Source organism: Pantoea jilinensis, assembly GCF_019104105.1.
Taxonomy (GTDB): Bacteria; Pseudomonadota; Gammaproteobacteria; order Enterobacterales; family Enterobacteriaceae; genus Pantoea; species Pantoea eucalypti.
In genome coordinates, this window is the sequence record NZ_CP077746.1 from 1,531,901 (window position 1) to 1,557,363 (window position 25,463).

Consider the following 25,463-nt stretch of genomic DNA (forward strand, 5'->3'; position numbering starts at 1 on the left):
GCGGCGTAGATCCTGCTTGTCAAAGCCCTGTTTACTGATTTGCGTTCAGATGCTCGTAAAAGCAGCGGATTGGCGGTTTTTAGTCACTTCTGATGGATTTTCAAACTGCCAACAGGATCTCACTTTGCTGGCATTTCTCATTAGATGTTAGATGCATGTCAAAGTTTTGTTATTTGCCGATGTTAAAACAAGCGTTTCAGTGCTTTTATGATAAAAATTTCAAAACGAGATCATATGGAACAAATGAACTGCTTATCATCACGGTCGTCATCATCGGCCAGAAGTGAAACGGCATTTTGAAACTAACTGTTTGCAGATCAAGTGATTGTGAAAAGGAGTGGTCGATCACAAAAATAGCCAGAACCTGAAGTCTTACCTCAAATTTTCCGAAACAGACGCCAGACAGGCTGGGTGAATGTAAAAGATATTTTTCATTCGTGGTCCGCAGCCACTGAGCAAGTTAACAAATAAGAAGGGTCCCTATGAACATTAAAAAAACGATTGTCGCCTCACTGTTAGCCTGCATGTTACCTGCCGCAGTTATGGCAAAAGATATTTCAGTGGGCGTCTCTATGGCGCTGTTTGATGACAACTTCCTGACCATTCTGCGTACCTCAATGCAGAAAGAGATGCAGAAAGATGGCGTCAAAGGGCAGGTTGAGGATGCAAAAGGCGACGTTTCACAGCAGCTGCAGCAGGTACAAAACTTTATCGGACAGGGTGTTGATGCGCTGATCGTTAACCCGGTCGATACCAATGCGGTGAAACCGATTATGGATCAGGCGAGCAAAGCGGGTATTCCGCTGATCTTCGTAAACCGCCGCCCTGGGGCTGAACTGACCGGAAAAATGGCTTATGTCGGATCCGACTCAGAACTGGCCGGACGCTTACAGATGGAAGCGCTGGCGAAGGCGATGAACGGCAAAGGCAACGTTGCCATCCTGATGGGTGACCTGGCAAACGAAGCGACCCGCGACCGTACTAAAGGCGTGGAAGAAGTCGCAGCTAAATTCCCTGGCATCAAAATCGTTCAGAAACAGACCGCCAAATTTACCCGTAACGATGCGGTGGATGTGGTCAGTAACTGGATGACTGCCGGTGATCAGATCAATGCCATCGCCTCGAACAACGATGAAATGGCGATTGGTGCGCTGCAGGCGCTGGGTAAAAACCCGGACAAAATCCTGATCGCGGGTGTCGATGGCACACCGGATGCGCTGCAGATGCTGAAGCAGGGCAAGATGGTCGCCACAGTATTCCAGGATGCGCAGGGCCAGGGTGAAGGTGCGGTGCAGACGGCAATCAAACTGGTGAAAGGTGAGAAAGTCCAGAAAATCATCAACATTCCTTACCAGCTGATTACCAAAGAAAACATGGAACAGTTTACCAACCGTAACCTGAAATAATCGTTCCCGACCCAGCTGTACGGAGGTGATGTATGAACGCGTTTGCGCTTGAAGCCGAAGGCATCAGCAAGTTCTTCCCCGGCGTTAAAGCCCTCGACAACGTCTCGTTGCGGGTGCGTCCGGGAACGGTACATGCCTTGATGGGCGAAAATGGCGCGGGCAAATCCACTTTAATGAAGTGCCTTATCGGGATGTACCGTCCCGATAAGGGCACCATCAAAATTAAAGGGGAGCCGGTGCAGTTTCAGGACACCATGGACGCGTTGCGTTCCGGCATTTCGATGATTCACCAGGAACTCAATCTGGTGCCCTACATGACCGTCGCTGAGAATATCTGGCTGGGTCGTGAGCCAATGAAGTTTGGTTTTGTTGATCACGCCCGGCTGAATCAGAAGACGCAGGAGCTGCTCAACCGGCTGAATATCCGCCTGAAAGCGGAGAGCATGGTGGGCGAGCTGAGCATTGCGTCACAGCAGATGGTCGAGATTGCCAAAGCGGTCTCCTGGGATTCAGATATCGTCATCATGGATGAGCCCACCTCCGCGCTCACCGAAACTGAAGTGGCGCACCTGTTTACCATCATTCGTGATCTGCGGGAGCAAGGCAAAGCAATCATCTACATCAGTCACAAGATGGATGAAATTTTTAACATCACTGATGAAGTCAGTATTTTCCGCGACGGCGCCTGGATTGCCAGTGATGAGACGGCGAAATATACCCGTCAGTCGCTGATTACGCAGATGGTGGGACGTGAACTGACCCAGCTGTTCCCGAAATTCAACAGCGCCATCGGAGAAGATGTCCTGACGGTTCGCAATCTCACCTGCAAAGATCGTTTTACTGATGTCAGTTTCAACGTCCGCAGGGGTGAAATTCTCGGCGTCGCCGGACTGGTGGGTGCCGGTCGCAGCGAAGTGATGGAGAGCCTGTTCGGCATGGAGAGCTTCGACAGCGGCGAGATCTTAATTGATGGCGTGCCGGTGACGATCGACTCACCTTCCACGGCGATTGAAAAGGGCATGGCGTTTCTGACCGAAGATCGCAAAAAGTCCGGGCTGTTTCTGGTGCTGTCGGTGATGGAGAACATGAGCATCGTCAACATGCCGGAGTACAGCGGTAAAAGCGGGTTTGTCAGCCATGTGAAGATGGCGCAGGACTGCATGGACCAGATCCGTCGCCTGAATATCAAAACACCGACCATGGATCAGATCATCAACAACCTCAGCGGCGGTAATCAGCAGAAAGTCCTGATTGCCCGCTGGCTGCTGGCGCAACCGAAGATTCTGATTCTGGACGAACCGACGCGCGGCATTGATGTCGGCGCTAAAGCGGAGATTTACCGCTTAATCAGTGAACTTGCCAACCGTGGCGTGGCTATCATCATGGTCTCCTCTGAACTGCCGGAAATCCTTGGCATGAGCGACCGGGTGATGGTGATGCACGGCGGGCGTATAACCGGCATCCTCGATAAAGAAGAAGCCGATCAGGAAACCATTCTGTCGTTGGCATCCGAGTGAGGCGCGAGACCACTATGAGCAATATGAAAGCTACTGCTACCCCGGCAGCCCCGCAGCAACCCTCTTTTTTCGCCAGCCTGCGTCATAAATTGCCGAAAGATACCGGCATTTTCGTGGTGATGGTGGGGATTGCGTTAATTTTTGAAATGTTTGGCTGGTACGTGCGTGACCAGTCTTTCCTGCTCAACACCAACCGTCTGATCCTGATTGTCCTGCAGGTGGCGATTATCGGGATTATCGCCGTTGGCGTGACCCAGGTCATCATTACCACCGGTATCGATCTCTCCTCCGGGTCGGTGATTGCCCTGGCGGCGGTGGTTGCCGCGAGCCTGGCGCAGACGTCTGACAGTCTGTCACCGATGTATCCCTCGCTGGTGAATATGCCTGCGGTGATCCCTATCGCGGCCGGTATTGGCGTCGGTTTACTGGCGGGCGTCGTCAACGGCGTACTGATTACCCGCACCGGGATTCCACCGTTCATTGCCACACTGGGCATGATGGTATCGGCACGCGGTCTGGCGCAGTATTACACCCAGGGTAACCCAATCAGCTTCCTGTCCGACGGTTTTACCTCAATCGGGCAGGGTGCAATGCCGGTGGTGATTTTCCTGGTGGTGGCGCTGCTGTTCCACATCGCCCTGAAACATACCCGCTACGGTAAATATGTTTACGCCATCGGCGGCAACATGACCTCGGCGAAAGTCTCCGGTATTAACGTTAATAAGTATCTGATCATCGTCTACACCATTGCTGGTGCACTCTCTGGCCTGGCGGGTGTGGTCCTGGCGGCGCGTGTCAGCAGCGGTCAGTCAAGCATGGGGATGTCATACGAGCTGGATGCGATTGCCGCAGCTGTGATCGGCGGCAGCAGCCTGATGGGCGGCGTGGGCCGTATCACCGGCACGTTAATCGGCGCGGTCATTCTCGGCCTGATTAAAAGTGGATTCACTTTCGTTGGTGTCGATGCCTACATTCAGGACATCATCAAAGGGATCATCATCGTGGCGGCGGTCTCAATCGATATGCACCGTAACCGCAAAAAACGTTAATCAGCAGGCGTTGCCCTCTTCTGCATGCGGGAGAGGGCACTGTTTACTTTCCTCCCTCCCTTCGTCAGCGATAAGAAATCCTGCTGATAACGTTTACATTTTTATCCTGCGCTTTACCGCTACGCTTCAGGCCCTGCAAGCCTTCATCAGGTGCAATACGTTTCCACTGCACTAAAAATGTACAGTCTGTCATCACTTTTATGCACGTCTGACTCGCAGCGTCTGCACTGTCACAGTGCGCCCGGGATCCTTACTCACACTGATTACGCATTCCCGATCCTTATTAACCCTTAAGAGGTAATCAGAAACGCTTATTTTCCGGGCCGTTAGGAAAAATCTGGCTGGACACTGACTGCTGCTCTTTAAACCTGGCCTGCATCTTGCAAAATCTCTGTTATCAGGGCGATTGGATCAGACCCATTTCGCTATTCGGGGTGAGTGACGGAGGCAAGATGAATTTAAGACGACTAAAGTACTTTGTTAAAATCGTCGATATCGGCAGTCTGACGCAGGCAGCAGAAGTGCTGCACATCGCACAGCCTGCACTCAGTCAGCAGGTCGCGACACTGGAGAATGAACTGGATCAGCAATTACTGATTCGCACCAAGCGCGGCGTTACGCCAACGGAAGCCGGTAAGATTCTCTATGGCCATGCGCGTACTATTCTGCGCCAGTGCGAGCAGGCCCAGACCGCGGTCATCAACGCCGGTCAGGTGCTGAGCGGTCAGGTGTCGATTGGACTGGCACCCGGCACGGCGGCATCCTCGCTGACCATGCCGCTGCTGCAAACCGTACGCGATCAGTTTCCGGAAGTGCTGGTCTACCTGCATGAAAACAGTGGCAGCGTGCTGAACGAGAAGGTGATGAGCGGTCAGCTGGATATGGCGGTGCTGTACGATCGCGCACCCACTGCCGGAATTAACAGTATGCCGCTGATGAAAGAGGATCTCTTCCTGGTAGGCGCCACTGATTATCCCGGTGTCAGCGTCGATCTGGCCGATGTGGCACAGATGAGCCTGTTTTTACCACGCGACTACAGCGCCGTGCGCAAGCGGGTTGATGAGGCATTTTCACTGCGTCGCCTGAGCGCGCGCATCATCGGAGAGATCGAATCAATTTCTACTCTGACCGCAGCGATTTCCAGTGGGATGGGTGTGACGGTATTACCTGAATCCGCTGCCCGTGCGCTGGTGGGATCAACGGATGCCTGGATGTCGCGCATTAACAGTCCATCGTTGAGCCTGCCGCTGTCGCTGAACATTTCCGCCCGTTTGCCGCTGTCGCCTTCCGCACAGGCGGTGAAGAATATCCTGCTGTCGCTGCTGAACAAGCCGCTGACTGAGGAGCGGGAGTTGATGTTAGTGGGGTAGGGGCGCTTGCAGCGGGCGGATTCGGAATCGATCTCGCTTAGCAGCGGGCCAGGTATTGAGCTGATTACGCTTAGCAGCGGGGGCGGGTCTCGCTTTGCTGCACCTTCACACTGAGAAGATTACGTTGCGCGGTGCCTGCCCACTGAGCGGGTAACGCCCGCCAGGCGGTGGCGAATTTCAGGTCTCCCGTGCAGGCGGACGCATTAAGGGGCGTACGCCCGCCCCTTAACAATCCCGGCGTCCGGCAGCCTGCGCGCCCCGCTGTGCGGGGTGCCTTCGTCACGCCCTGCGGCTCGCGGACCGTCCGGACGCGCCATCCCTGGCGCGAGCCGTCCTTTCGCCGGCGTCCTGTCGGCTCATCCTTGCCTGCGGTTGTTCCTCAGCGCTTCGGATGCCTCTGGTAAACCCCTGCCTTTAATATCCTGGTTTTTATCGGACATGGCGTTGTCTGGTGGTTTGAAAGCCAAAGCTAATTTTGAAAACTATCAGCGGCAATGCACCAGCATTAAAAAGAAGAGGCAACATTTGATAGGGTGAAGAGCCATTCTTCCTGCCAGGCAGAGAGCCGCAGATAATCCTTCAGACTTACAGCGATGACGTACCCGACACAAAAATAAGAGATATCAGCGAGGGTAGAAGGCCATTCTTCCTGCCAGGCGGAGAGCCGCAGATAATCCTTCAGACTTACAGCGATGACGTAACCAACACAAACAGAAGAGATAAAAGCGGGGAAGGGAGGCCGTCAGAACCGCTGAGCGGATGAGGGATTTCAGGACGAGCGGCAGGGATGCCGCGAAGAGGCGGGTTCGCGCCAGGGATGGCGCGTCCCGCCGGTCCGTAAGAAATCCGGAAGAAGCGAAGGGACCGCGAAGCGGCGGTGAAGCAGGCCGGAGCCCGGGGTCAAGGGGGCGCGGCGACTGGCGCCCCCTTGTTGGTCGCCTGCAGAGGCGTAACTGAAACTCCCCAACCCGCCAGGCTAACGAAACCTTCTCAGCGCCGGTTCGCGCAGCGAACACCCCCCAGCACCCAGGTGCACCCCAGCCCGTTCGCGCAGCGAACACCCCCAGGCACCCAGGTGCACCCCAGCCCGTTCGCGCAGCGAACACCCCCCAGCACCTGCGTGCACCTCAGCCCATTCGCGCAGCGAACACTCCCACCCTTTATTCCCTAAAGTCATAAAGCCAAATTTTTAAGTATTTCCAGTTATCAATAATTGTTCTTACCATCAACGAATCAGATTATGTAAAGGGAGGTAAATATCGTGAATTTCCAGCAGCTTAAAATCATCCGCGAGGCGGCCCGCTGTGAGTTTAATTTGACGGAAGTCGCTAATACGCTGTTTACCTCCCAGTCGGGTGTGAGCCGCCATATTCGCGATCTGGAAGACGAGCTGGGCGTGGAGATCTTTATCCGTCGCGGTAAGCGCCTGCTGGGCATGACCGAACCGGGCAAAGCACTGCTGACAATTGCCGAACGCATTCTGGATGAAGCAGGAAAGGTAAGAAGACTGGCTGATGTCTTTACCAATGAAACCAGCGGCATCCTGACTATCGCCACCACCCATACTCAGGCGCGCTACAGCCTGCCGAAAGTGATTAAAGCGTTCCGTCAGCTTTATCCCAACGTCCGTCTTGAGTTGAATCAGGGATCGCCACAGGAAATCGTCACCATGCTGCTGGCGGGTGAAGCAGATATCGGTATCGCCAGTGAAATGCTGGTGAATAACAGCAGTCTGGCGGCATTCCCCTGGTTCAGCTGGCATCACGCTTTGCTGGTGCCGAAAGGACATGAGCTGGTACAGAACCAGCCGGTCTCACTGAGTACGCTCAGCCGCTATCCTCTCATCACGTATCGACAGGGCATTACCGGACGTTCACGGGTTGACCGCGCTTTCCAGGCGGCGGGCCTGAAACCGGATATCGTGCTCAGCGCCCAGGACTCAGACGTAGTCAAAACCTACGTAAAACTCGGTCTGGGTGTCGGGATCCTGGCCGACCAGGCGTGTGAAACCGAAGAGAATGAAGAGCTGGAACGCCTGGATGCCACGCATCTGTTCGATGCCAGCACCGTATGGCTCGGCCTCAAACGCGGTCAGCTGCAGCGTAACTACGTCTGGCAGTTCCTGGAACTCTGCAACGCCAACCTGTCACTGGAAGAGATCAAACGTCAGGCGCTCTCCTACAGCAACGACGATGAACCGGTTATCGACTTCCAGATTTAAAGTGCGCGCATCCAGCCGGATGCGCAGCTGTTTAGGCACGGCATAAAATTTCAAAACAGCGCGAAAAACTATTTCACTCACCTTTCTCACCCCGCACAACAACATCCTGCGCTGACCCGGCACGATAAAGTGGAATTAACTGACCACGAGGGGATGTTATGTCGCGATTAAAACTTACCGATAGCGATCTGCTGCGCCAGCAGGCGCTGTTTGCCGGATGCTGGCAGGATGCGCATCAGGGCGCCACGCTGCCAGTTACCGATCCCGCTACGGGCGAAACGCTGGCCACCATTCCGGCGCTGGGCCGCACGGAGACGGAGCAGGCGATAGCCTATGCAGAAACGGTGCGCATCAGCTGGGGCAAAACCACCAACGCCAGCCGTGCCGCACTGCTGGAAAAATGGCATCAACTGATTGTTGAACATGCGGATGACCTGGCGATCATCATGACCGCCGAGCAGGGCAAGCCGCTGGCGGAAGCCCGGGGCGAGGTGCTCTACGGCGCCAGCTTTGTGAAATGGTTCGCAGAAGAGGCGCGTCGAGTCTACGGCGACACCATTCCTGCACCCAGCGAGGACCGCCGCATCCTGGTGCTGAAACAGCCTGTCGGGGTGGCTGCGGCTATAACGCCGTGGAACTTCCCGATTGCGATGATCACCCGCAAGGTTGCTCCTGCGTTAGCGGCCGGCTGCCCGATTATCGTTAAACCTTCGGAGCTGACACCGCTCTCGGCGCTGGCCCTGGCCGTGCTGGCAGAGCGCGCCGGATTCCCGTCGGGCGTGTTGCAGGTACTGACCGGGCTGCCCACGGAGATTGGTGCGGCGCTGACTGAAAGTCGCACGGTGCGCAAAATTTCGTTTACCGGCTCCACCCGAATCGGCCAGTTGCTGATGCAGCAGAGCGCCAACAGCATAAAACGCCTGAGTCTGGAGCTGGGCGGCAACGCGCCGCTCATCGTGTTTGATGATGCAGATATTGAAATTGCGGTTGCCGGCGTCATGCTCAGTAAGTTCCGCAACGCCGGGCAGACCTGCGTTTGTGCTAACCGTATTCTGGTGCAGCGAAGTATCTATCCGCGCTTTTCCGCACGACTGCTGGAGGCCGTTGCCACCCTGAAAGTGGGCGATGGCTTTGCGCCAGACAGCACCATAGGCCCGCTAATCAACAGCCGCGCCGTCGAGAAAGTGAACGGCCATATCGACGATGCGCTCAGTCACGGGGCAACGCTGCTGACCGGCGGCATCAGCCAGGGCAACGGCACGTTTGTGCAACCCACGGTGCTCGGTGAGGTCACGTCCAGTATGCGTATCGCCCATGAAGAGACGTTCGGCCCGGTCGCGCCGTTGTTTATCTTTGATGATGAAGAGGAGGCGATTGCGATGGCGAATGACACGCCTTACGGCCTGGGCGCCTATTTCTTTACCGAGAATATCCGGCGAGCCTGGCGGGTGGCGGAAGCGCTGGAGTTTGGCATGGTCGGCTTTAATACCGGCGCTATTTCCCTGGAGGTCGCGCCATTTGGCGGCGTCAAACTCTCCGGTATAGGGCGTGAAGGGTCCCGCTACGGAATTGATGAATATCTGGAACAGAAAACATTTCACATTGGCAGTTTGTAATTAAATATTAAGAGAACGCCAGCCGGATCATCCGGCTGGCGTTTTTTTTTGCCTGATGCGCAACCTGAATTCTTCGGCGTCAAATAATACTCTTTAAAAATTTAAAGAATTTATCCGGGATGTGAGGCACGTCGGTAAACGGTGAGTCAGGAATCGAAGAATGAGCGGCCTGGTCACTAATATCCGCTTTGGTGCAATTTCCGTGCAGGTTGCACCAGCAGGGCGCATAAATTTTGTGAAGTAAATCATCTGTTTAATTGTTCGGCAATTCCGCAAAAAATCCCCCGGCAATACGGCAGAAAATTTTTTTGCGCTGTTTTAAACGCATTTTTATTTTTTGCCCGGCTGGCATACTTTCTGCATTAGCTTATTAACGCCACAGAAATCGGCCAGTGAAAACGCTAATAAACCAGCAACTGATGGGTGTAACAAATAAGGATTTTTCCATGTTAAGTTTCGACCCTGAAAAAGTTTCTCTTCCGGCTGGCCATTATATTGGCGGCCAGCACTGCCAGAGCCAGGGCGCATCATTTGAGGTAAAGCGTCCCTCGGATGGCAGGGTCTATGCCACGCTGCAGGACGCGACGCCGCATGATGTTGATCGCGCTGTCACTGTTGCGCATCAGGCGCTGAAAACCAGCGGCTGGTCCGGCTGTCCGCCGCGCGAACGCGGTCGCGTGTTACGCCGCTGGGCCGATCTGATTGAGCAGGACACTCTGCTGGCTCAGCTGGAAGCACTGGGTTCGACCCGTCCAATCAGCGACGTTGTGCTGCATGAAATTCCGTTCACCGCCGAAGCGATTCGCTTCTATGCCGAATGCGCCGACAAATACAGCGGTGACCTCTTTCCAACCCGTGACAGCAGTCTCGGCATGCTGATTGCTGAACCTTATGGTGTCATCGCCGCGATTACCCCGTGGAATTTTCCGCTGTCGATGGCGTCGTGGAAATGCGGACCGGCGCTGGCGGCGGGTAACGCCGTGGTGCTCAAACCCTCTGAACTGACCCCGTTTTCAACCGTGCGTATGGCTGAACTGGCGATCCAGGCGGGCTTACCGGCGGGCGTACTGAATATTGTTCAGGGCAGTGGCGCGGTGACCGGCAGCGCGCTGGTGACCCATCCGCTGGTGCGCAAAGTCTCCTTTACCGGCTCGACCGTGACCGGAAAACGCATCATGAGCGATGCCGCGCAGCACGGTATGAAACCCGTGACACTGGAGCTGGGCGGTAAGAGTCCACAACTGGTATTCGATGACGCGGGTGACCTTGAGGTGCTGGCTCAGCGCATTTTGCGCGGCTTTACCGCCAACGGCGGGCAGGCTTGCGTGGCGGGCACCCGTCTTATCGTACAACGCAATATCGCCGATCCGCTGGTTGAGCGGCTGGCCCAGCTCTGCCGCGAACTTAAACCGGGTGTCACGTGGCAGGAAGAGAGCCGTTATGCGCCGCTGATCGACGAACGCCAGGGCAACAAAGTCTGCTCGGTCATTGAGGCAGCAAAAGCACAGGGCGCAGAAGTGCTGGTGGGCGGAGAGCGTTTTGCCGACACCGACAACGGCTGGTTCTGGCAGCCCACACTGCTGAGCCACGTGGCGCAGGATAACCCGGCGGTGCAGCAGGAGATTTTTGGTCCGGTGCTGACAGTACAGACGTTTGACGACGAAGAGCAGGGGCTGGCGATGGCCGCCCATGACACCTATGGCCTTTGTGCCGGCGTGCACACGCTGAGCCTGCCTCGTGCCATGCGGGCGATGCGTGCCATAGAGGCGGGCACCGTCTGGATTAACCGCTATGGACGCTCCGGCGACTTCATTATTCCAACCGGTGGCTTCCTGGGTTCTGGCATTGGTAAAGATTTAGGGCGTCAGGCGTTTCAGGCCTGCCAGCGCCAGAAAAGTGTACTCATCGATTTCTAAGCGCAACTGACAATGACGAGGGTGTTACATGGCACTGTTTAAACCGAAATTCATCACGTTTGACTGTTACGGCACACTGATTCGCTTCGATATGGCTGGCGCGGCGGAGCGTTGTTTCAGCGACCGCGTCGACCCGGATGCAATGCATGCCTTTACCACCGACTTTTCCAGCTACCGGCTGGATGAGGTGCTCGGCGCATGGAAACCCTATTACGACGTGGTCAGTAATGCGATTCAGCGCACCTGCAAAAAGTGGGGCGTGACATGGAGCAAAGCCGACAGCGACTTTATTTACACTGACTGCGCCAGCTGGGGACCGCATCCTGATGTGCCCGCCGGGCTGGCAAAAGTGGCTAAGGAGTTTCCGCTGGTGCTGCTGACCAATTCGATGAAAGACCTGATCCCACACCATGAACCGCGTCTGGGTGCACCCATCTACCTGACCATCACCGCTGAAGAAGCGGGCGCATATAAACCCCAGATGAAAGGTTTCGAATACATGCTGGATAAGCTCGGCTGCGGCCCGGAGGAGATCCTCCATGTCTCCTCCAGCTTCCGCTATGACCTGATGACCGCCTACGATCTCGGCATCAAAAACAAGGTCTGGGTCAATCGCGGCCATGAACCGGCGAATCCCTACTACCAGTACACCGAAATCAAAGATATCGGCGGCCTGCCTGGCGTCGTCGGACTCTGAGGAACACCCCATGAAACTGGAATCGTTCTGGCAGGCCACCGGTCCCGCCTTTACCGGCGCCGCCCGCGAACCGCTGCCCGTACAGGCGGACGTAGTGGTGATTGGTGGCGGCTTCACCGGCGTCTCGGCGGCGCTTAACCTGGCGCGCCGCGGCATCAGTGTGGTGCTGCTGGAGAGTGGTGACGTGATGAGCCAGGCTTCGGCGCGCAACGGCGGCCACTGCAACACCGGTGTAGCGCAGAACTTCGCCTCGCTGGTGGCAAGTCAGGGTCTGGAACAGGCCAGCCGCTTCTATCGGGCGTTTGACGATGCGGTGAGCTATGTCCAGCAACTGATCCAGAATGAAGCCATCGACTGTGACTTCCGGCTGTGCGGCAAGCTTAAGCTCGCCAGCAAAGCGTCGCACGTGGCCGGACTGCGGGAGGCGTATGAACTGATGCGTCGCACTGTGGACCCGGAGATCGAACTGCTCGACAAAACGGCGGTGCGCGACGAGATCGCCAGCGACGATTTCCACGGCGGCCTGCTGCAGAAACGGGGCGGTCAAATGCACATGGGTAAGTTTGGCGTCGGGCTGGCTGAAGCCGCTGCACGAAGCGGGGCGAAGATTTTTCCGCATCACGCGGTAACGAAGTTAGAGCGACTTAAAGGCTATCAGCACCGGATACACACGGCGCAGGGCACCATTGTGGCGGATAAAGTCCTGATGGCGACCGGCTGCTCCAACGTCGGTCCTTTCCCCTGGTTTCAGCGCCGCATTGTGCCGGTCGGCAGCTTTATTGTGGTGACCGAAGCGCTGGACCCGACTCTGCTGCGCCAGGTGCTGCCCAACAATCGGACTTACGTCACCTCGCTGAATATCGGCAACTACTTTCGCACGACTGCTGACAGCCGTCTGGTGTTTGGCGGCCGTGCCCGTTTTGCCGTCAGCAACCCGACATCCGATTCGCGCAGCGGCGAGATCCTGCGCCGCGCCATGACGCAGATGCTGCCGCAGTTGGGACAGGCAGCGGTGGAGTACTGCTGGGGCGGCATGGTCGACATGACCGCCGACCGTCTGCCGCACGCGGGTGAACAGGATGGTCTGTTCTATTCGCTGGGCTACAGCGGTCACGGCACGCAGATGTCGGTGTGGATGGGGCGGGTGATGGCCGATCTGCTGACCGAAAAGCGCACTGAAAATCCCTGGCAGCGCGACACATGGCCCGCGCTACCCGGTTATCACGGCAAGCCATGGTTTTTACCGCTCGCAGGACTCTATTACAAAGCAAAGGATCGCCTTTCATAACGTCCCGTCGGGTGCTGGCCGCCAGGTCACCAGCACCGCCAGAACATCATTCCCGGTTCGCCTGACTATTGAGGGTAGAGAGATGAGTAAATTTGATAATAACGATGCTGATGCGGTAAATCCGGCACTGACGCGCATGATCACTGAAGGCTCACTGTCACGTCGCAGCCTGATGAAAATCCTCTCCGCGGGAGCGGCGATGAGCAGCGGCCTGATCGGTTTTTCAGGGAAAGCACTGGCGGATGACAAGCCGGTTAAAGGCGGAAAACTGCGGGCAGCGATGTCGAATGCGTCAGCCACCGACACGCTCGATCCTGCCAAAAGTAACAACAGTGCGGATTACACCCGTCAGTTTATGTTCTACAGCGGCCTGACCGAACTGGATAAAAACCTGATGGCGAAACCGGCGCTGGCCGAATCGATTGAATCCAGCGACGGCATCACCTGGCATATCAAACTGCGTAAAGGGGTGACCTTTCACGATGGCAAACCGCTGACCGCGAAAGATGTGATCTTCTCGCTCAGCCGCCACAAAGATCCTGCCATCGCCTCTATCGCTTTTAAGCTGGCCGATCAGTTTAAATCGTTCAGTGCGGTGAATGACAATGAGGTGCAGCTGGAGCTCAACAGTGCCAACTTCGATGTCCCTTACATGCTGGCAACGCCACCGTTTTTAATTGTGAAGGATGGCACCACCGATTTCAGCAAAGGCATCGGCACCGGTCCCTTTGTCTGCAAAACGTTTATGCCAGGTACGCGCACCATCGGCACGAAAAATCCCAACTACTACAAGCCCGGACTGCCCCATCTGGATGAGGTGGAATTGATTGGTGTCACCGACGGTGCGGCACGCGTCAATGCCCTGATGTCGGGCGATCTGCAGATAGTGTCGACACTGACCGCCGCTGACTGCAAGCGCCTTAAAGGCAGCAATGAATTTGGTGTGCTGGAGAGTAAATCGGGCATGTATACCAACCTGATCATCCGCACCGATGTTAAGCCAGGTAACAACGAAGATTTCGTGCTGGCAATGAAATACCTGCAGCCGCGCGAAATGCTGGTGAAAACGGTACTGCAGGGATACGGCGACGTCAGTAATGACACCCCGGTTCCGCCGTGGCATCCGCTTTACAACGCCGACCTCAAGCCGCGCCCGCTCGACGTTGAAAAAGCGAAATTTCATATCAAAAAGGCAGGCATGACAGGCTCCACAGTAGAGATCATCACTACGCCGAATATCGAAGGCGCGAACGAAGGCGGACAGCTGATTCAGCAGATGGCGCGTGGGGCGGGTCTCAACGTGAAAGTACGCCGCGTGCCCTATGACGGTTACTGGTCTTCGCACTGGATGAAAGATCCGATCGGATATGGCTCGATAAACCCGCGTCCAACGCTCGATATGCTCTTTTCTCAGTTCTACCTCTCTACGGCTCCGAACAACGAATCGGGCTGGAAAAATCCCCAGTTTGATCAGCTGGTGGTCGCCGCACGCGGTGAGCGCGATCAGGCAAAACGCAAGCAGATGTATGGCGACATGCAGGCTCTGATCTATGACCACTGCGGCACGATTATCCCCACCTTTATCAGCTCCACCGATGGTTATAACAGGAAGGTCAAAGGGGTAGAGGCCTGGCCGTCGGGCATGATGATGGGTTATCGCTTCCATGAGTTTGCGTGGCTGTCAGCCTGATCCCCGCCTGGCCCAACAGGCTCTTTTAAGGAGTACGCCGATGAACCGATACATGATGTTCCTGATTGCCCGGCGGATTGGCGCCGGCATCCTGACTTTGCTTATCGTCTCGGCGGTGGTGTTTTTCATCACCAGCCTGCTGCCGGGTGACGCGGCACAGATGATCCTCGGCCAGAACGCCACGTCGGAAACGGTGGCGGCGTTACGGCAGCAGCTGGGTCTCGATCAGCCTTTGCTGATGCGCTATATCCACTGGCTGACCGGCATGGTGCAGGGCGATTTCGGCACCTCGTTTGCCAGCCATCTGCCGGTCTCACAGCTGGTGGCGCAGCGTATCCCCGCCACCTTTGAACTGGCGGGTATCACCACGCTGATCTGTGTGCCGATGGCGCTGATCATCGGCATCATCGCGGCGATGAATCGCGGTTCCCGGCTCGATCGGGCACTGGTTATCGGCACGATGGCGACGGTTGCGGTACCGGAATTTCTGGTGGCCACCGTGGCGGTGCTGATTTTCGCCGTCAAACTGCACTGGGTGTCGGCGATGTCGTTCGGCAGCCCGGACAGCGACCTGCTGAGCTACCTCAAAGCATACGCGCTGCCGGTGCTGACACTCTGCTGCGTGCTGGTGGCGCAGATGGCGCGCATGACGCGGGCCGCCATTATCAATCAGCTCGACAGCCCCTATCTGGAGATGGCGCTGCTGAAAGGGGTGTCGCCGCTCCGCGCCGTGCTGCGCCACGCGCTGCCCAATGCGGTCGGCCCTATCGCCAACGCGATTTCACTCAGTCTCTCCTATCTGTTTGGCGGAGTGATCATCATCGAAACCATCTTCAGCTATCCCGGTCTGGCCAGTCAGCTGGTGGATGCGGTCAGTAACCGCGACCTGCCGGTGGTGCAGCTCTGCGTGATGCTGTTCGCCGCCTGCTATCTGGTGCTGCTGCTGGCGGCCGACATTCTGACTATCGCCTTTAACCCGAAATGGAGAAGCGCATGAATACTCTCTTGTTGCCCTGGCGTTTCTTTCAGTCTCTTTCCTGGTCAGGTCGGCTGGGTCTGATGATGTCGCTGTTCTGGCTTCTGATGGCGGTATTCGGCACCCCGCTGGCGCCACACAGTATTGATGACATCGGCGGCGGGCCGCTGATGGGTGGCCTGACGGCGGATAACCTGCTGGGCACCGACTATCTGGGACGCGACATGCTGAGCCGTATTCTCTACGGCGCGAAATTCTCTATCGGCCTGGCACTGAGTGCGGCGCTGCTGGCCAGTCTGATCGGCACGCTGCTGGCTCTGCTGGCCGCGGTCACGGGACGCTGGCTGGAGGAGTTACTGGGCCGTGTCAATGACGCGCTGCTGGTGCTGCCAGGCAAAGTGCTGTCGCTGATGATCGTCGCGGTGTTTGGCTCCTCGCTGCCGATGCTGATCCTCACAGCGGTATTCACCTACTGGCCGGGCGCATTTCGTATCGCTTTTGCCATGGCCAGCTCGCTGCGTAGCATGGATTACGTCCGGGCTTCACGGCTGCGGGGCGAAAGCCGCTGGTATATCGCCATTCACGACATCCTGCCTAACATGGTGCACCCGATGCTGACGGACTTTGGCCTGCGCTTTGTCTATATCGTACTGCTGCTGAGCGGGCTGAGTTTCCTCGGTCTGGGCGTTCAGCCGCCGTATGCCGACTGGGGCACGCTGGTGCGTGAAAATATGCAGGGGCTATTTGACGGTTCGCCTGCCGTCCTGATGCCCGCGCTGGCGATTGCCAGCCTGACCATTGGCGCCAACCTGTTTATTGACAGCCTTCAGGCGATGCGTCCGATGACGCTGGCGAAGGAGGGAGCATGAACGTGACACCACATACCGCCATGCCAGTGATATCGGTGGATAAACTGCGCGTCACCGCGCAGACCGATCGCGGCGAAGAGATTGACCTGGTTTCCGACATTCATTTTACCGTGCAGAAGGGTGAGGTGCTGGCGCTGATAGGCGAATCCGGCTCAGGTAAAACCACCATCGCCATGGCGCTGATGGGCTATGCCCGCAGCGGTTGCCGCATTGCCGACGGTAACATTCACGTTGCTGGCACCGATGTTAACAGCCTGACGCCAGGCCAGTTACGCGCCTTTCGCGGCAACAACGTCGCCTATATCGCCCAGAGCGCGGCGGCATCGTTTAATCCGGGCATGAAGATTCTCGATCAGGTCATTGAGCCGGTGGTTATTCACGGCACCCTGACGCGCAAGGCGGCGAAAGAGAAGGCCATAGGCCTGTTTCGCGAACTGGCGCTGCCAAATCCTGAGACGATTGGCGACCGTTTCCCGCACCAGGTATCGGGCGGACAGCTACAGCGTCTGATGACGGCGATGGCGCTGATTGGCGATCCGGATGTGGTGATCCTCGATGAACCGACCACCGCACTGGATGTGACCACCCAGGTGGAAGTGCTGAAAGCGTTTCGCCGCGTGGTGGTGCAGCGTGGCGTCACCGCGATTTACGTCAGTCACGATCTGGCCGTGGTGGCACAGATGGCTGACCGGATTCTGGTGCTGCTGCGCGGCAAAATGGCGGAGTATGGCAGCACGGCGCATCTGATTGGCGCGCCTAAGGCAGAGTACACCCGCTTACTGATGGACGCCGCGCGGCAGAAAGAGCGGCCCAGCAACTGGTGCCCGGCCGCTGCCGATATTCAGCCGCTGCTGGAGGTGCGCGACCTCAACGCAGGTTATGGCCCGCGCGGCAGCGACGGCCATTCGAAAGTGCGCATTCTTGAGGAGATCAACCTCAAACTGTGGAAAGGACAGGCGATTGGCATTATCGGTGAATCAGGCTCGGGCAAAACCACCCTGGCGCACGCCATTGCCGGACTTAATGCCCCCAGTCACGGCCACATCCTGTTTAACGGCCACTACATTGCGGGCGATATGCAAAAACGTCCTGACAACGAGCTGCGGCGCATTCAGTATGTGTTCCAGATGGCGGATACCGCACTGAATCCGGCCCACAGCGTTGAACGTATCCTGTCGCGACCGCTGACGCTGTTTCATGGCCTGAGCGGTTCGGCCCGCCAGCAGCGACTTTATCAGCTACTGGATCTGGTACAGCTGCCACGCAGCGTGTTGTGGCGGCGTCCCTGGGCACTTTCTGGCGGGCAAAAGCAGCGCGTCAATCTTGCGCGTGCCCTGGCGGCTGAACCGGACCTGATTCTGTGTGATGAAGTGACCTCGGCGCTCGATACCGTGGTTGCCGCCGCCGTACTCGACTTAATCAGCGAGCTGCGCCGTGAGCTGGGCCTCTCAGTAATCTTTATCAGCCACGACATGCATGCCGTTCGCGCGGTGTGCGACGAAATTGTGGTAATGAAGAGCGGTCGGATCGTCACTCAGCTGGCGCGCAACGACTACGACAAGCCGACCAGTGAACTCTATTTCGAGCGCCTGAAGCGCGCGGTGCCGGAACTGCGTCAGGGCTGGCTGGATGAGCATGAAGAGATTTTAAAAGCAGAGTGAGTTAGCGTGCTCTGATTTACCTGCCTGCAGAGCAGTGATGCATTGCGCAGGCGACGTACTTACGCACAGCGGCGATGTTGCCCTGCGCCAGACCCGATACTGACAACAGAGGTTATTGTGTTATGCCTGCACCGATTCGTTATGTACAGGACAGTGCGAATTTCCCTGATTCCGCCGATGTGGTGGTGATTGGCGCCGGTATTGCCGGTGCCGCAGCCACCTGGGAGCTGGCAAAGCAGGGAGTGAAGGTTGTGCTGATTGAGAAAGGCCTGGTAGGGGCAGAGCAGTCAAGCCGCAACTGGGGCTGGTGTCGACAGCAGAACCGCGATGAGCGCGAACTGCCGCTGATTATTTATGCGCTGCAACGCTGGGGTGAGCTAAATGATGAAACTGGCGAAGAGCTTGGGTTCCGGCGCAGTGGTCTGGTCTACGCCACGCAGGAAGAGTCGGACATTGCGGCCTGGGACAAGTGGATCCAGATGGCAAAGGGCTATGGCGTAAACAGTTCGATTCTCACGGCGGAGCAGGCCAAAGCAATGACGCCGGGCAGCACCACTCCGTGGCGGGGCGGTCTCTCAGCGCCGACCGACGGTCACGCCGAACCGCGCCTCGCTGCGCCTGGGCTGGTGGCGGGCGCGCTGAAAAAAGGCGCAATGCTGTTTCAGCAGTGTGCGGTGCGCGGGCTGGATATCGCTGGCGGCCGTGTCAGCGGCGTCTGGACCGAACGCGGTCTGATCAAAACCAGCCGGGTTATCTGTGCCGGCGGAGCGTGGACCTCGATGTTCTGCCGTCGTCATGGCATTGATCTGCCGCTGGGCAACGTTATTGGCACCGCTTTCCGTACTCAGCCTATCGAGCAGGCGATCGCCATGCCGCTCTACACGCCGGGCTTTGCCTGCCGGCCGCAGATGGATGGCAGTTACACCGTCTCCGTCTCGGGTCGCGGGCGTCTGGAGCCAGGCGCACAGGGGCTGCGTTACGCTCGTCAGTTCTATCCCACATTCAAAAGTCGCCGCAAGAATCTCACCCTCAACCTTGGGCTGTCGCCGTTCTTCAACGGCCCGGAGGCGATGGGTGGCTGGGCATTTGACCGCGAGTCACCGTTTGAGCGCATGCGCATTCTCGATCCGGCCGCCGATGCAAAAATCGTGGAAGAGGGGCTGGCGGCGATGCGGCGTGAATACCCGGCGCTGGCGAACCTCCGGCTGGCGCAGTCGTGGGGCGGCATGATCGACAGTACCCCGGACGCAATTCCGGTGATCTCTACCGTGGCGAAACTGCCGGGGCTGGTGCTGTCTGCAGGGTACAGCGCCCACGGCTTCGGTATCGGACCGGGAGCCGGTCGACTGGCGGCGGATCTTGCCACCGAAGCCACCCCTATCGTTGATCCAACGCCGTACCGCTACAGCCGTCTGGTGGACGGCAGCGGACTTGAAACACCAGGCATGATGTAAGGAGAGCTTTAATGAGCCTGACAATACGCGCAATGACGCCAGACGATCTTGACCCGTGCTTCAGCATGACGCAGGCACTGAAATGGCCCCACCGACGCGAAGACTGGGCGCTGGCGCTGCAGCTGGGCGAGGGCACAGTGATTGAAGAGCAGGGCAGGCTGATCGGCAGTGCCGTGCTCTGGCGCTGGGGCGACAGTGCCGCCACGCTGGGTCTGGTGATTGTCGATAACCAGCAGCAGGGGCGTGGCCTCGGCAAACAGCTGATGCTGGCGCAACTGGAAAAAGTACCGGATTACAACGTGCGTCTGCACGCCACTGAAATGGGCAAAGGCTTGTATGAAAAGCTCGGGTTTGTCAGCTGTGGTGAGATTCGTCAGCACCAGACCCGTGAAGTCACCACGCTGCCAGACGTTGTGATCCCGGCGGGATGCCAGCTGCGCCCGGCGACACTGGCCGATCACAGCACGCTGGTGACGCTGGATCAGCAGGCACACGGTATGCATCGCCCGGCGCTTATTGCGCATTTACTGCGCGACTGTCAGACGGTGATTTTAGAGGACGCATCACAGCAGATTCAGGGCTTCGCCAGCCTGCGCCGCTTTGGGCATGGTTGGGCAATTGGCCCGGTAATCGCCGCTGACTTTGCGATCGCGCAGGCGCTGGTCGCCTCGCTGATGCAGTCGTTACAGGGTGAATTCCTGCGAATCGACACCGACGCCGCGCTGCCGATGGCTGCCTGGCTAACCTCTCTCGGTATTCCTCAGGTCGATGCGCCCACCACAATGGTGCGCGGCACGCCCTGGACACCGCAGGGTATGCAGGCGTTTGGATTGATGACGCAGGCGATGGCCTGATGCATATCGTCTATAAATCGGAGCCTGAACGTGGGCGGATCTGGCAGCGCTGGCTGGCAGAACATGCACCTGACATTCACCTGCATATCTGGCCAGAGACCGGTGATCCAGACCAGGTTGAGGCGCTGGTTGCCTGGCAGCCTCCGGCAGACATTCCGGCGCGGTTTCCACACCTGAAACTGCTCTTCTCGGTGGGTGCCGGCGCCGATCAGTTTGACTTCAGTGCGCTGCCGCCCGACCTGCCAGTAATCAGGATGATCGAACCGGGTCTGACGCAGGGCATGGTGGAATATGTCACCTTTGCGGTGCTCGGGCTGCATCGTGATATGCCGCGCTATTTTCATCAGCAGCGCCAGCAGCAGTGGCTGGCGCACGTGGCATTACCCGCCTCACAGCGGCGGGTCGGCGTGATGGGGCTGGGCGAACTGGGTCAGGCCGCGTTAGCACAACTGGTGACGCTGGGTTTTGACTGCGCAGGCTGGAGCCGCACACCACGCCACTTTCCTGGCGTACGCTGCTGGCACGGCGCTGCTCAGCTCGCTGATTTCCTGGCGCACAGCGAGATTCTGATCTGCCTGCTGCCGCTGACCGACACGACGCGGGGTTTGCTGAACCACACCCTGTTTAATCAGTTACCCCAGGGCGCGGCGCTGGTGCAGGCCGGTCGCGGCCCGCAACTGAACCATGACGATCTGCTCGACGCGCTGGAGAGCGGTCAGCTCCGTGCTGCCGTGATTGATGTCACCGATCCGGAGCCGTTACCTCAGGGCCATCCGTTCTGGCACCATCCCGCCATCTGGCTCACCCCACACATCGCCAGCCAGACGCAGAATGAGAGCGCCATTGCGGCACTGCTGGAAAACCTGCGGCGCTACCAGCGTGGCGAACCGCTGCACGGTGAGATTGACCGTTCGCGAGGATATTAAGATGGAACATTTAGTGGCACTGCGCCGCGATCTGCATGCGCACCCGGAGCTGGGCTTTCAGGAGCAGCGCACCAGCGAGATGGTGGCGAATTTCCTGCAACAGCTGGGCATGGAGGTGCATCGCGGCATCGGTAAAACCGGCGTGGTCGGGATACTGAAAAAGGGCAGCAGTGACCGCATGATCGGCCTGCGCGCCGATATGGATGCGTTGCCGATGCAGGATCAGAGCGGCACAGAGTGGCAAAGCCAGGCAGAGCAGGTGAGTCACGCCTGCGGCCATGACGGTCATACTGTGATGCTGCTGGGGGCCGCCGAAAAACTGGCGCGCGACGTCAGCTTTGACGGCAGCGTCTGCTTTATCTTTCAGCCTGCCGAAGAGGGGCAGGCGGGCGCAAAGGCGATGATCGAGGATGGCCTTTTCAGCCGCTTTCCCTGTGAGGCGGTCTACGCCATTCATAACTGGCCTGAACTGCCCCTCGGTCAGGTGCAGACCCGGCCCGGCGCCATCATGGCGGCAGCCGACCGCTTTGATATTCGGGTGCTGGGTGGCGGCGGTCACGCTGCGCAGCCTCATCTCACATGCGATACGCTTCTTGCGACCAGTGAGCTGGTGGTGCAGCTGAATACCCTGGTTTCACGCGCACTCGACCCATGCGAAACCGCGCTGCTCACCGTTACCCGAATGCAGGGTGGCTTTTCACACAACATGATCCCGGCAGAGGCGAACATCACCGGCACGGTGCGCACCTTCAGCCCGACTGCACAGGATACGATTGAAGCGCGTTTGCGCCAGATGGCGGCGCACATCACCGCCGCCCACGGCCTGCAGGCAGAGGTCAGCTATCGGCGCTACTACCCGGCGACGATCAACAGCGCAACGGAAGCGCAGTTTTCCCTTGAGGCGCTAAAGCAGGCGGGCATCCCGGCTGACCTCGCACCACAGCCCGCGCTGACCTCAGAAGATTTTGCTTTTATGCTGCAGGCGCGCCCCGGTGCCTATCTGTGGCTGGGATCGGCACCCTGCAAGCCGCTGCACCATGCCGCTTACGACTTCAATGATGCGCTGATCCCGCATGGCATTAACGTTTTTGTCGCCCTGATTCGTCAGGCGCTGGCAGAGAAATTTCCCTGCTGAATGCAGCGGGATTTTGACAGGAAATGCCGCTGCCTGGGGAATTACGGCAGCGTAAGAAACCAGCAGGTTGCGATACTTGAGCCAACCGAACGTTACGTGGATGAGGGTTTAAAATGCAGAATGTCATGGCAGAGCAGCAAGCATATTCCGATAACAGCCTGTTACTGGATGCACGTGAGCAGAATGTGCCGCGCGGTGTAGTGACCGCCCATCCGCTGGTGATCGAACGCGCCAGAGGCAGTGAAGTATGGGATGTGGAGGGCAATCGCTATCTCGACTTTGTTGGCGGCATCGGCGTGCTGAACGTCGGCCACAATCACCCTGCGGTGGTCAATGCGGTCACCCGGCAGTTGGGTCTGGTTTCTCACGCCTGTTTTCAGGTGGTGGCCTATCCGGGCTACATTGAACTGGCACAGCGGCTGAACAAACTGGTCGGCGGCGATGAGGCATTCAAAAGCGTCTTCTTCACCAGCGGCGCCGAAGCCGTGGAAAATGCGGTGAAGATTGCCCGCTCGCACACCCAGCGGCCTGGCATCATCGCGTTTGATGGTGCGTTTCATGGGCGCACCCTGCTGGGCGTCACCCTGACCGGTATGTCCGCGCCTTACAAACAGAACTTTGGTCCGTTCCCTGGCGACATCTATCGTCTGCCATTCCCGAACCCGCTGCACGGCATCACCGAAGCGGACTGCCTGAAGGCGATGGATCAACTCTTCGCCGTGCAGATCCTGCCTGAGCGTGTGGCTGCGATTATCATCGAGCCGGTACAGGGCGATGGCGGCTTCCTGCCAGCCGGACCGGCCTTTATGCAGGCGCTGCGTCGTATCACCAGCCAGCACGGCATTCTGCTGATTTGCGATGAAGTGCAATCCGGCTTTGGGCGTACCGGCACCATGTTTGCCTTCCAGCAGTTGGGGATCAAACCAGATTTAATTACCCTGGCGAAAAGCCTCGGCGGCGGTCTGCCGATTTCCGGTGTGGTTGGCCGTGCAGAGATCATGGATGCGCCAACGCCAGGCGGGTTAGGCGGCACCTACGGCGGCAACGCACTGGGCTGTGCGGCGGCGCTGGCGGTACTGGATCTGTTTGAACATGAGAACCTGTTGCAGCGGTCCTGTCAGCTCGGCGAACAGCTCAACGCCCGTCTGCGACAGCTGGCGGACAAATATGCCTGCATTGGTGATGTGCGCGGCGTGGGCTTTATGCAGGCGGTGGAAATTCTCGACTTCGAAACGGGGCGTCCCGATGCGGCGCTTACCCAGAAGATCCTCGACAGCGCCTGCCAGGAAGGATTGCTGCTGATCAAATGCGGCCTGCATCGCAACACCATCCGTTTCCTGGCGCCGCTGGTCACGACCGACTCACAACTGGAAGAGGCATTGCATATCTTTGATATTGCGCTGGCCCGCGCCACGGGCCGGTTGGGTTAAATCTGCATTCCTCATTGATTTTATTAGAATAATTTGAAAGCCTCCCGCTGGTATAACCACTGCGAAGCGCTGGCGCGTTTACGGTAAAGCGTGTTATATCTTCGGGAGGTTCTGAACATTTGATTAAGCGCCTGGCCCAACAGGCTCTGACAATGAGGGGGGTGCTATGAACGGCTTAATGAAACTTGACCGCATCGACATCAACATCCTGGTGCAACTCCAGAAAGATGGCCGTATCAGCAACGTTAACCTCGCCGACGCCGTCGGTCTCTCGCCCAGTCCCTGTCTGCAACGGGTCAAACGTCTGGAACAGGCTGGTTTTATCACCGGTTATGAAGCGCACATTAATCTCACCCGCATTACCGATTCGGTGACCGTCTTTACCGAAGTCACCCTGTCAGGCCATCGCCGCGAAGATTTTATGAAGTTCGAAAGTGCGATGCGCGACGTCGATGAGCTGATGGAGTGCCATCTGATCACCGGCGGCTATGACTATTTGCTGCGCTTTATTACCCGCAGCATTGAACATTATCAGGAAGTGATTGAGAAGATGCTGGATGCGCAGATCGGCATTGATAAGTACTTCAGCTATATCGTGATTAAATCCCCGATCATGAAAAGCAGCGTGCCGTTACGATCGCTCATCGGCAAGCACACTGTGGAGTTCGGCGTATAAATGTCTGCCCGGCGTCGCCTCTCTCCTGCGTCCAACGGAGAGAGGGCCGTCACACCCATCCCGCTTTTTGGCTGTCTGCCTGACCCGTTATCCCGTTACCTCTATACCGCTTTAATCTGCCCAATCTTCCCTCAGCATAAAATTTTTTTCCGTTACAAAATTCAGTGGCTGCACCCGGTTTCAGGGCGCGCTACAGCCTCAACCTTCGTCCGAACCCTTTTAAAATGATTTCAACCGATACAAGGAGTTGCCATGGACTCATTACAGATTGCTGATCAGCAGTGGCAGCGCGATATGTTCACCATTTCTACCGATCGCCAGCGGCTGGACCTTGCCTGGATCCATATTCAGCTGGCGGAGAAGTCCTACTGGGCCAAAGGTCAGCCGCAGGCCAAAACCACGCGGGCGATTGCCGGTTCGCTGCCGTTTGGTCTTTATCACCAGCAGACTCAGATAGGTTTTGCCCGACTGATCACTGACTACACCCGTTTTGGCTGGCTGTGCGACGTGATCATTGATGAAAACTGGCGCGGTCACGGGCTGGGCAGCTGGCTGGCGACCTGCGTCCGTGAACATCCGGAGCTGCAAACGGTGCACCGCTGGATGCTTTCAACCCAGGATGCCCATCAGGTCTACCAGCGACTCGGCTGGCGTGTTGTGCAGCATCCCGAGACGCTGATGGAATTTCCGCTCTCATAACTCTGGAGTTAAC

At 57.5% G+C, this 25,463-nt stretch carries 20 protein-coding genes; all 20 read left to right on the top strand.

The genetic code is table 11. The features are described 5' to 3' along the window. Positions 1 to 482: 482 nt before the first annotated feature. Complete coding sequence (locus tag KTJ90_RS07060) at positions 483 to 1,406, top strand: sugar ABC transporter substrate-binding protein (protein WP_003852592.1); 924 nt, start codon at positions 483 to 485, stop codon at positions 1,404 to 1,406. Between the two features lie 32 nt (positions 1,407 to 1,438). Next, positions 1,439 to 2,923 (top strand): sugar ABC transporter ATP-binding protein, encoded by a 1,485-nt coding sequence (locus tag KTJ90_RS07065; protein WP_003852594.1) that lies wholly within the window; start codon positions 1,439 to 1,441, stop codon positions 2,921 to 2,923. Positions 2,924 to 2,946: 23 nt separating this feature from the next. Beyond that, positions 2,947 to 3,972, top strand: a complete 1,026-nt coding sequence (locus tag KTJ90_RS07070; RefSeq protein ID WP_181162214.1) for an ABC transporter permease — start codon at positions 2,947 to 2,949, stop codon at positions 3,970 to 3,972. Between the two features lie 452 nt (positions 3,973 to 4,424). Continuing rightward, positions 4,425 to 5,342, top strand: coding sequence for a nitrogen assimilation transcriptional regulator NAC (nac, locus tag KTJ90_RS07075; RefSeq protein ID WP_003852599.1), 918 nt, complete (start codon positions 4,425 to 4,427; stop codon positions 5,340 to 5,342). Positions 5,343 to 6,603: 1,261 nt separating this feature from the next. Then, the gene (gene cbl / locus KTJ90_RS07080) at positions 6,604 to 7,563 is read left to right on the top strand and encodes an HTH-type transcriptional regulator Cbl (RefSeq protein WP_003853203.1); all 960 of its coding nucleotides are present in this window, start codon (positions 6,604 to 6,606) and stop codon (positions 7,561 to 7,563) included. Positions 7,564 to 7,721: 158 nt separating this feature from the next. After that, positions 7,722 to 9,179 (top strand): NAD-dependent succinate-semialdehyde dehydrogenase, encoded by a 1,458-nt coding sequence (locus KTJ90_RS07085; RefSeq protein WP_499026073.1) that lies wholly within the window; start codon positions 7,722 to 7,724, stop codon positions 9,177 to 9,179. Between the two features lie 446 nt (positions 9,180 to 9,625). Then, the gene (locus KTJ90_RS07090) at positions 9,626 to 11,095 is read left to right on the top strand and encodes an aldehyde dehydrogenase family protein (RefSeq protein ID WP_499026075.1); all 1,470 of its coding nucleotides are present in this window, start codon (positions 9,626 to 9,628) and stop codon (positions 11,093 to 11,095) included. Between the two features lie 28 nt (positions 11,096 to 11,123). After that, complete coding sequence (locus KTJ90_RS07095; protein WP_003852370.1) at positions 11,124 to 11,792, top strand: haloacid dehalogenase type II; 669 nt, start codon at positions 11,124 to 11,126, stop codon at positions 11,790 to 11,792. 10 nt (positions 11,793 to 11,802) lie between these two features. Then, the gene (locus KTJ90_RS07100) at positions 11,803 to 13,080 is read left to right on the top strand and encodes an NAD(P)/FAD-dependent oxidoreductase (RefSeq protein ID WP_499026078.1); all 1,278 of its coding nucleotides are present in this window, start codon (positions 11,803 to 11,805) and stop codon (positions 13,078 to 13,080) included. Between the two features lie 82 nt (positions 13,081 to 13,162). Beyond that, positions 13,163 to 14,770, top strand: a complete 1,608-nt coding sequence (locus KTJ90_RS07105; protein WP_003852374.1) for an ABC transporter substrate-binding protein — start codon at positions 13,163 to 13,165, stop codon at positions 14,768 to 14,770. A gap of 40 nt (positions 14,771 to 14,810) precedes the next feature. Continuing rightward, the gene (locus KTJ90_RS07110; protein WP_499026080.1) at positions 14,811 to 15,767 is read left to right on the top strand and encodes an ABC transporter permease; all 957 of its coding nucleotides are present in this window, start codon (positions 14,811 to 14,813) and stop codon (positions 15,765 to 15,767) included. After that, positions 15,764 to 16,615 carry an ABC transporter permease gene (locus KTJ90_RS07115; protein ID WP_419138549.1) on the top strand — a complete coding sequence of 284 codons (852 nt, stop codon included), beginning with the start codon at positions 15,764 to 15,766 and terminating at the stop codon, positions 16,613 to 16,615. The genes KTJ90_RS07110 and KTJ90_RS07115 overlap by 4 nt, the downstream gene beginning before the upstream one ends. After that, on the top strand, positions 16,612 to 18,276 hold the full coding sequence (locus KTJ90_RS07120; RefSeq protein WP_039659902.1) for an ABC transporter ATP-binding protein: 1,665 nt from the start codon (positions 16,612 to 16,614) through the stop codon (positions 18,274 to 18,276). Before KTJ90_RS07115 ends, KTJ90_RS07120 begins: the two co-directional genes overlap by 4 nt. Before the next feature lie 122 nt (positions 18,277 to 18,398). Continuing rightward, positions 18,399 to 19,730 (top strand): NAD(P)/FAD-dependent oxidoreductase, encoded by a 1,332-nt coding sequence (locus KTJ90_RS07125; RefSeq protein WP_003852381.1) that lies wholly within the window; start codon positions 18,399 to 18,401, stop codon positions 19,728 to 19,730. A gap of 11 nt (positions 19,731 to 19,741) precedes the next feature. Beyond that, the gene (locus KTJ90_RS07130; RefSeq protein ID WP_003852382.1) at positions 19,742 to 20,584 is read left to right on the top strand and encodes a GNAT family N-acetyltransferase; all 843 of its coding nucleotides are present in this window, start codon (positions 19,742 to 19,744) and stop codon (positions 20,582 to 20,584) included. Continuing rightward, entirely contained in the window at positions 20,584 to 21,510 is a 927-nt protein-coding gene (locus KTJ90_RS07135; RefSeq protein ID WP_499026083.1) for a 2-hydroxyacid dehydrogenase, read from the top strand. The genes KTJ90_RS07130 and KTJ90_RS07135 overlap by 1 nt, the downstream gene beginning before the upstream one ends. A gap of 1 nt (position 21,511) precedes the next feature. Continuing rightward, on the top strand, positions 21,512 to 22,645 hold the full coding sequence (locus tag KTJ90_RS07140; RefSeq protein ID WP_110411293.1) for a M20 aminoacylase family protein: 1,134 nt from the start codon (positions 21,512 to 21,514) through the stop codon (positions 22,643 to 22,645). Between the two features lie 113 nt (positions 22,646 to 22,758). Further along, positions 22,759 to 24,075 carry a 4-aminobutyrate--2-oxoglutarate transaminase gene (gene gabT, locus KTJ90_RS07145; protein ID WP_008926920.1) on the top strand — a complete coding sequence of 439 codons (1,317 nt, stop codon included), beginning with the start codon at positions 22,759 to 22,761 and terminating at the stop codon, positions 24,073 to 24,075. 166 nt (positions 24,076 to 24,241) lie between these two features. Next, positions 24,242 to 24,751 carry an Lrp/AsnC family transcriptional regulator gene (locus KTJ90_RS07150; protein WP_003852391.1) on the top strand — a complete coding sequence of 170 codons (510 nt, stop codon included), beginning with the start codon at positions 24,242 to 24,244 and terminating at the stop codon, positions 24,749 to 24,751. 252 nt (positions 24,752 to 25,003) lie between these two features. After that, positions 25,004 to 25,450: a GNAT family N-acetyltransferase gene (locus tag KTJ90_RS07155; RefSeq protein ID WP_003852392.1), complete on the top strand. Its 447-nt coding sequence runs from the start codon at positions 25,004 to 25,006 to the stop codon at positions 25,448 to 25,450. Positions 25,451 to 25,463: the final 13 nt, after the last annotated feature.

Excerpts from the sequence above, each read along its gene's own strand:
- KTJ90_RS07060 (WP_003852592.1), top strand. The coding sequence starts at position 483 with ATGAACATTAAAAAAACGATTGTCGCCTCACTGTTAGCCTGCATGTTA.
- KTJ90_RS07065 (WP_003852594.1), top strand. The coding sequence starts at position 1,439 with ATGAACGCGTTTGCGCTTGAAGCCGAAGGCATCAGCAAGTTCTTCCCC.
- KTJ90_RS07070 (WP_181162214.1), top strand. The coding sequence starts at position 2,947 with ATGAAAGCTACTGCTACCCCGGCAGCCCCGCAGCAACCCTCTTTTTTC.
- nac (WP_003852599.1), top strand. The coding sequence starts at position 4,425 with ATGAATTTAAGACGACTAAAGTACTTTGTTAAAATCGTCGATATCGGC.
- KTJ90_RS07085 (WP_499026073.1), top strand. The coding sequence starts at position 7,722 with ATGTCGCGATTAAAACTTACCGATAGCGATCTGCTGCGCCAGCAGGCG.
- KTJ90_RS07090 (WP_499026075.1), top strand. The coding sequence starts at position 9,626 with ATGTTAAGTTTCGACCCTGAAAAAGTTTCTCTTCCGGCTGGCCATTAT.
- KTJ90_RS07095 (WP_003852370.1), top strand. The coding sequence starts at position 11,124 with ATGGCACTGTTTAAACCGAAATTCATCACGTTTGACTGTTACGGCACA.
- KTJ90_RS07100 (WP_499026078.1), top strand. The coding sequence starts at position 11,803 with ATGAAACTGGAATCGTTCTGGCAGGCCACCGGTCCCGCCTTTACCGGC.
- KTJ90_RS07105 (WP_003852374.1), top strand. The coding sequence starts at position 13,163 with ATGAGTAAATTTGATAATAACGATGCTGATGCGGTAAATCCGGCACTG.
- KTJ90_RS07110 (WP_499026080.1), top strand. The coding sequence starts at position 14,811 with ATGAACCGATACATGATGTTCCTGATTGCCCGGCGGATTGGCGCCGGC.
- KTJ90_RS07115 (WP_419138549.1), top strand. The coding sequence starts at position 15,764 with ATGAATACTCTCTTGTTGCCCTGGCGTTTCTTTCAGTCTCTTTCCTGG.
- KTJ90_RS07120 (WP_039659902.1), top strand. The coding sequence starts at position 16,612 with ATGAACGTGACACCACATACCGCCATGCCAGTGATATCGGTGGATAAA.
- KTJ90_RS07125 (WP_003852381.1), top strand. The coding sequence starts at position 18,399 with ATGCCTGCACCGATTCGTTATGTACAGGACAGTGCGAATTTCCCTGAT.
- KTJ90_RS07130 (WP_003852382.1), top strand. The coding sequence starts at position 19,742 with ATGAGCCTGACAATACGCGCAATGACGCCAGACGATCTTGACCCGTGC.
- KTJ90_RS07135 (WP_499026083.1), top strand. The coding sequence starts at position 20,584 with ATGCATATCGTCTATAAATCGGAGCCTGAACGTGGGCGGATCTGGCAG.
- KTJ90_RS07140 (WP_110411293.1), top strand. The coding sequence starts at position 21,512 with ATGGAACATTTAGTGGCACTGCGCCGCGATCTGCATGCGCACCCGGAG.
- gabT (WP_008926920.1), top strand. The coding sequence starts at position 22,759 with ATGCAGAATGTCATGGCAGAGCAGCAAGCATATTCCGATAACAGCCTG.
- KTJ90_RS07150 (WP_003852391.1), top strand. The coding sequence starts at position 24,242 with ATGAACGGCTTAATGAAACTTGACCGCATCGACATCAACATCCTGGTG.
- KTJ90_RS07155 (WP_003852392.1), top strand. The coding sequence starts at position 25,004 with ATGGACTCATTACAGATTGCTGATCAGCAGTGGCAGCGCGATATGTTC.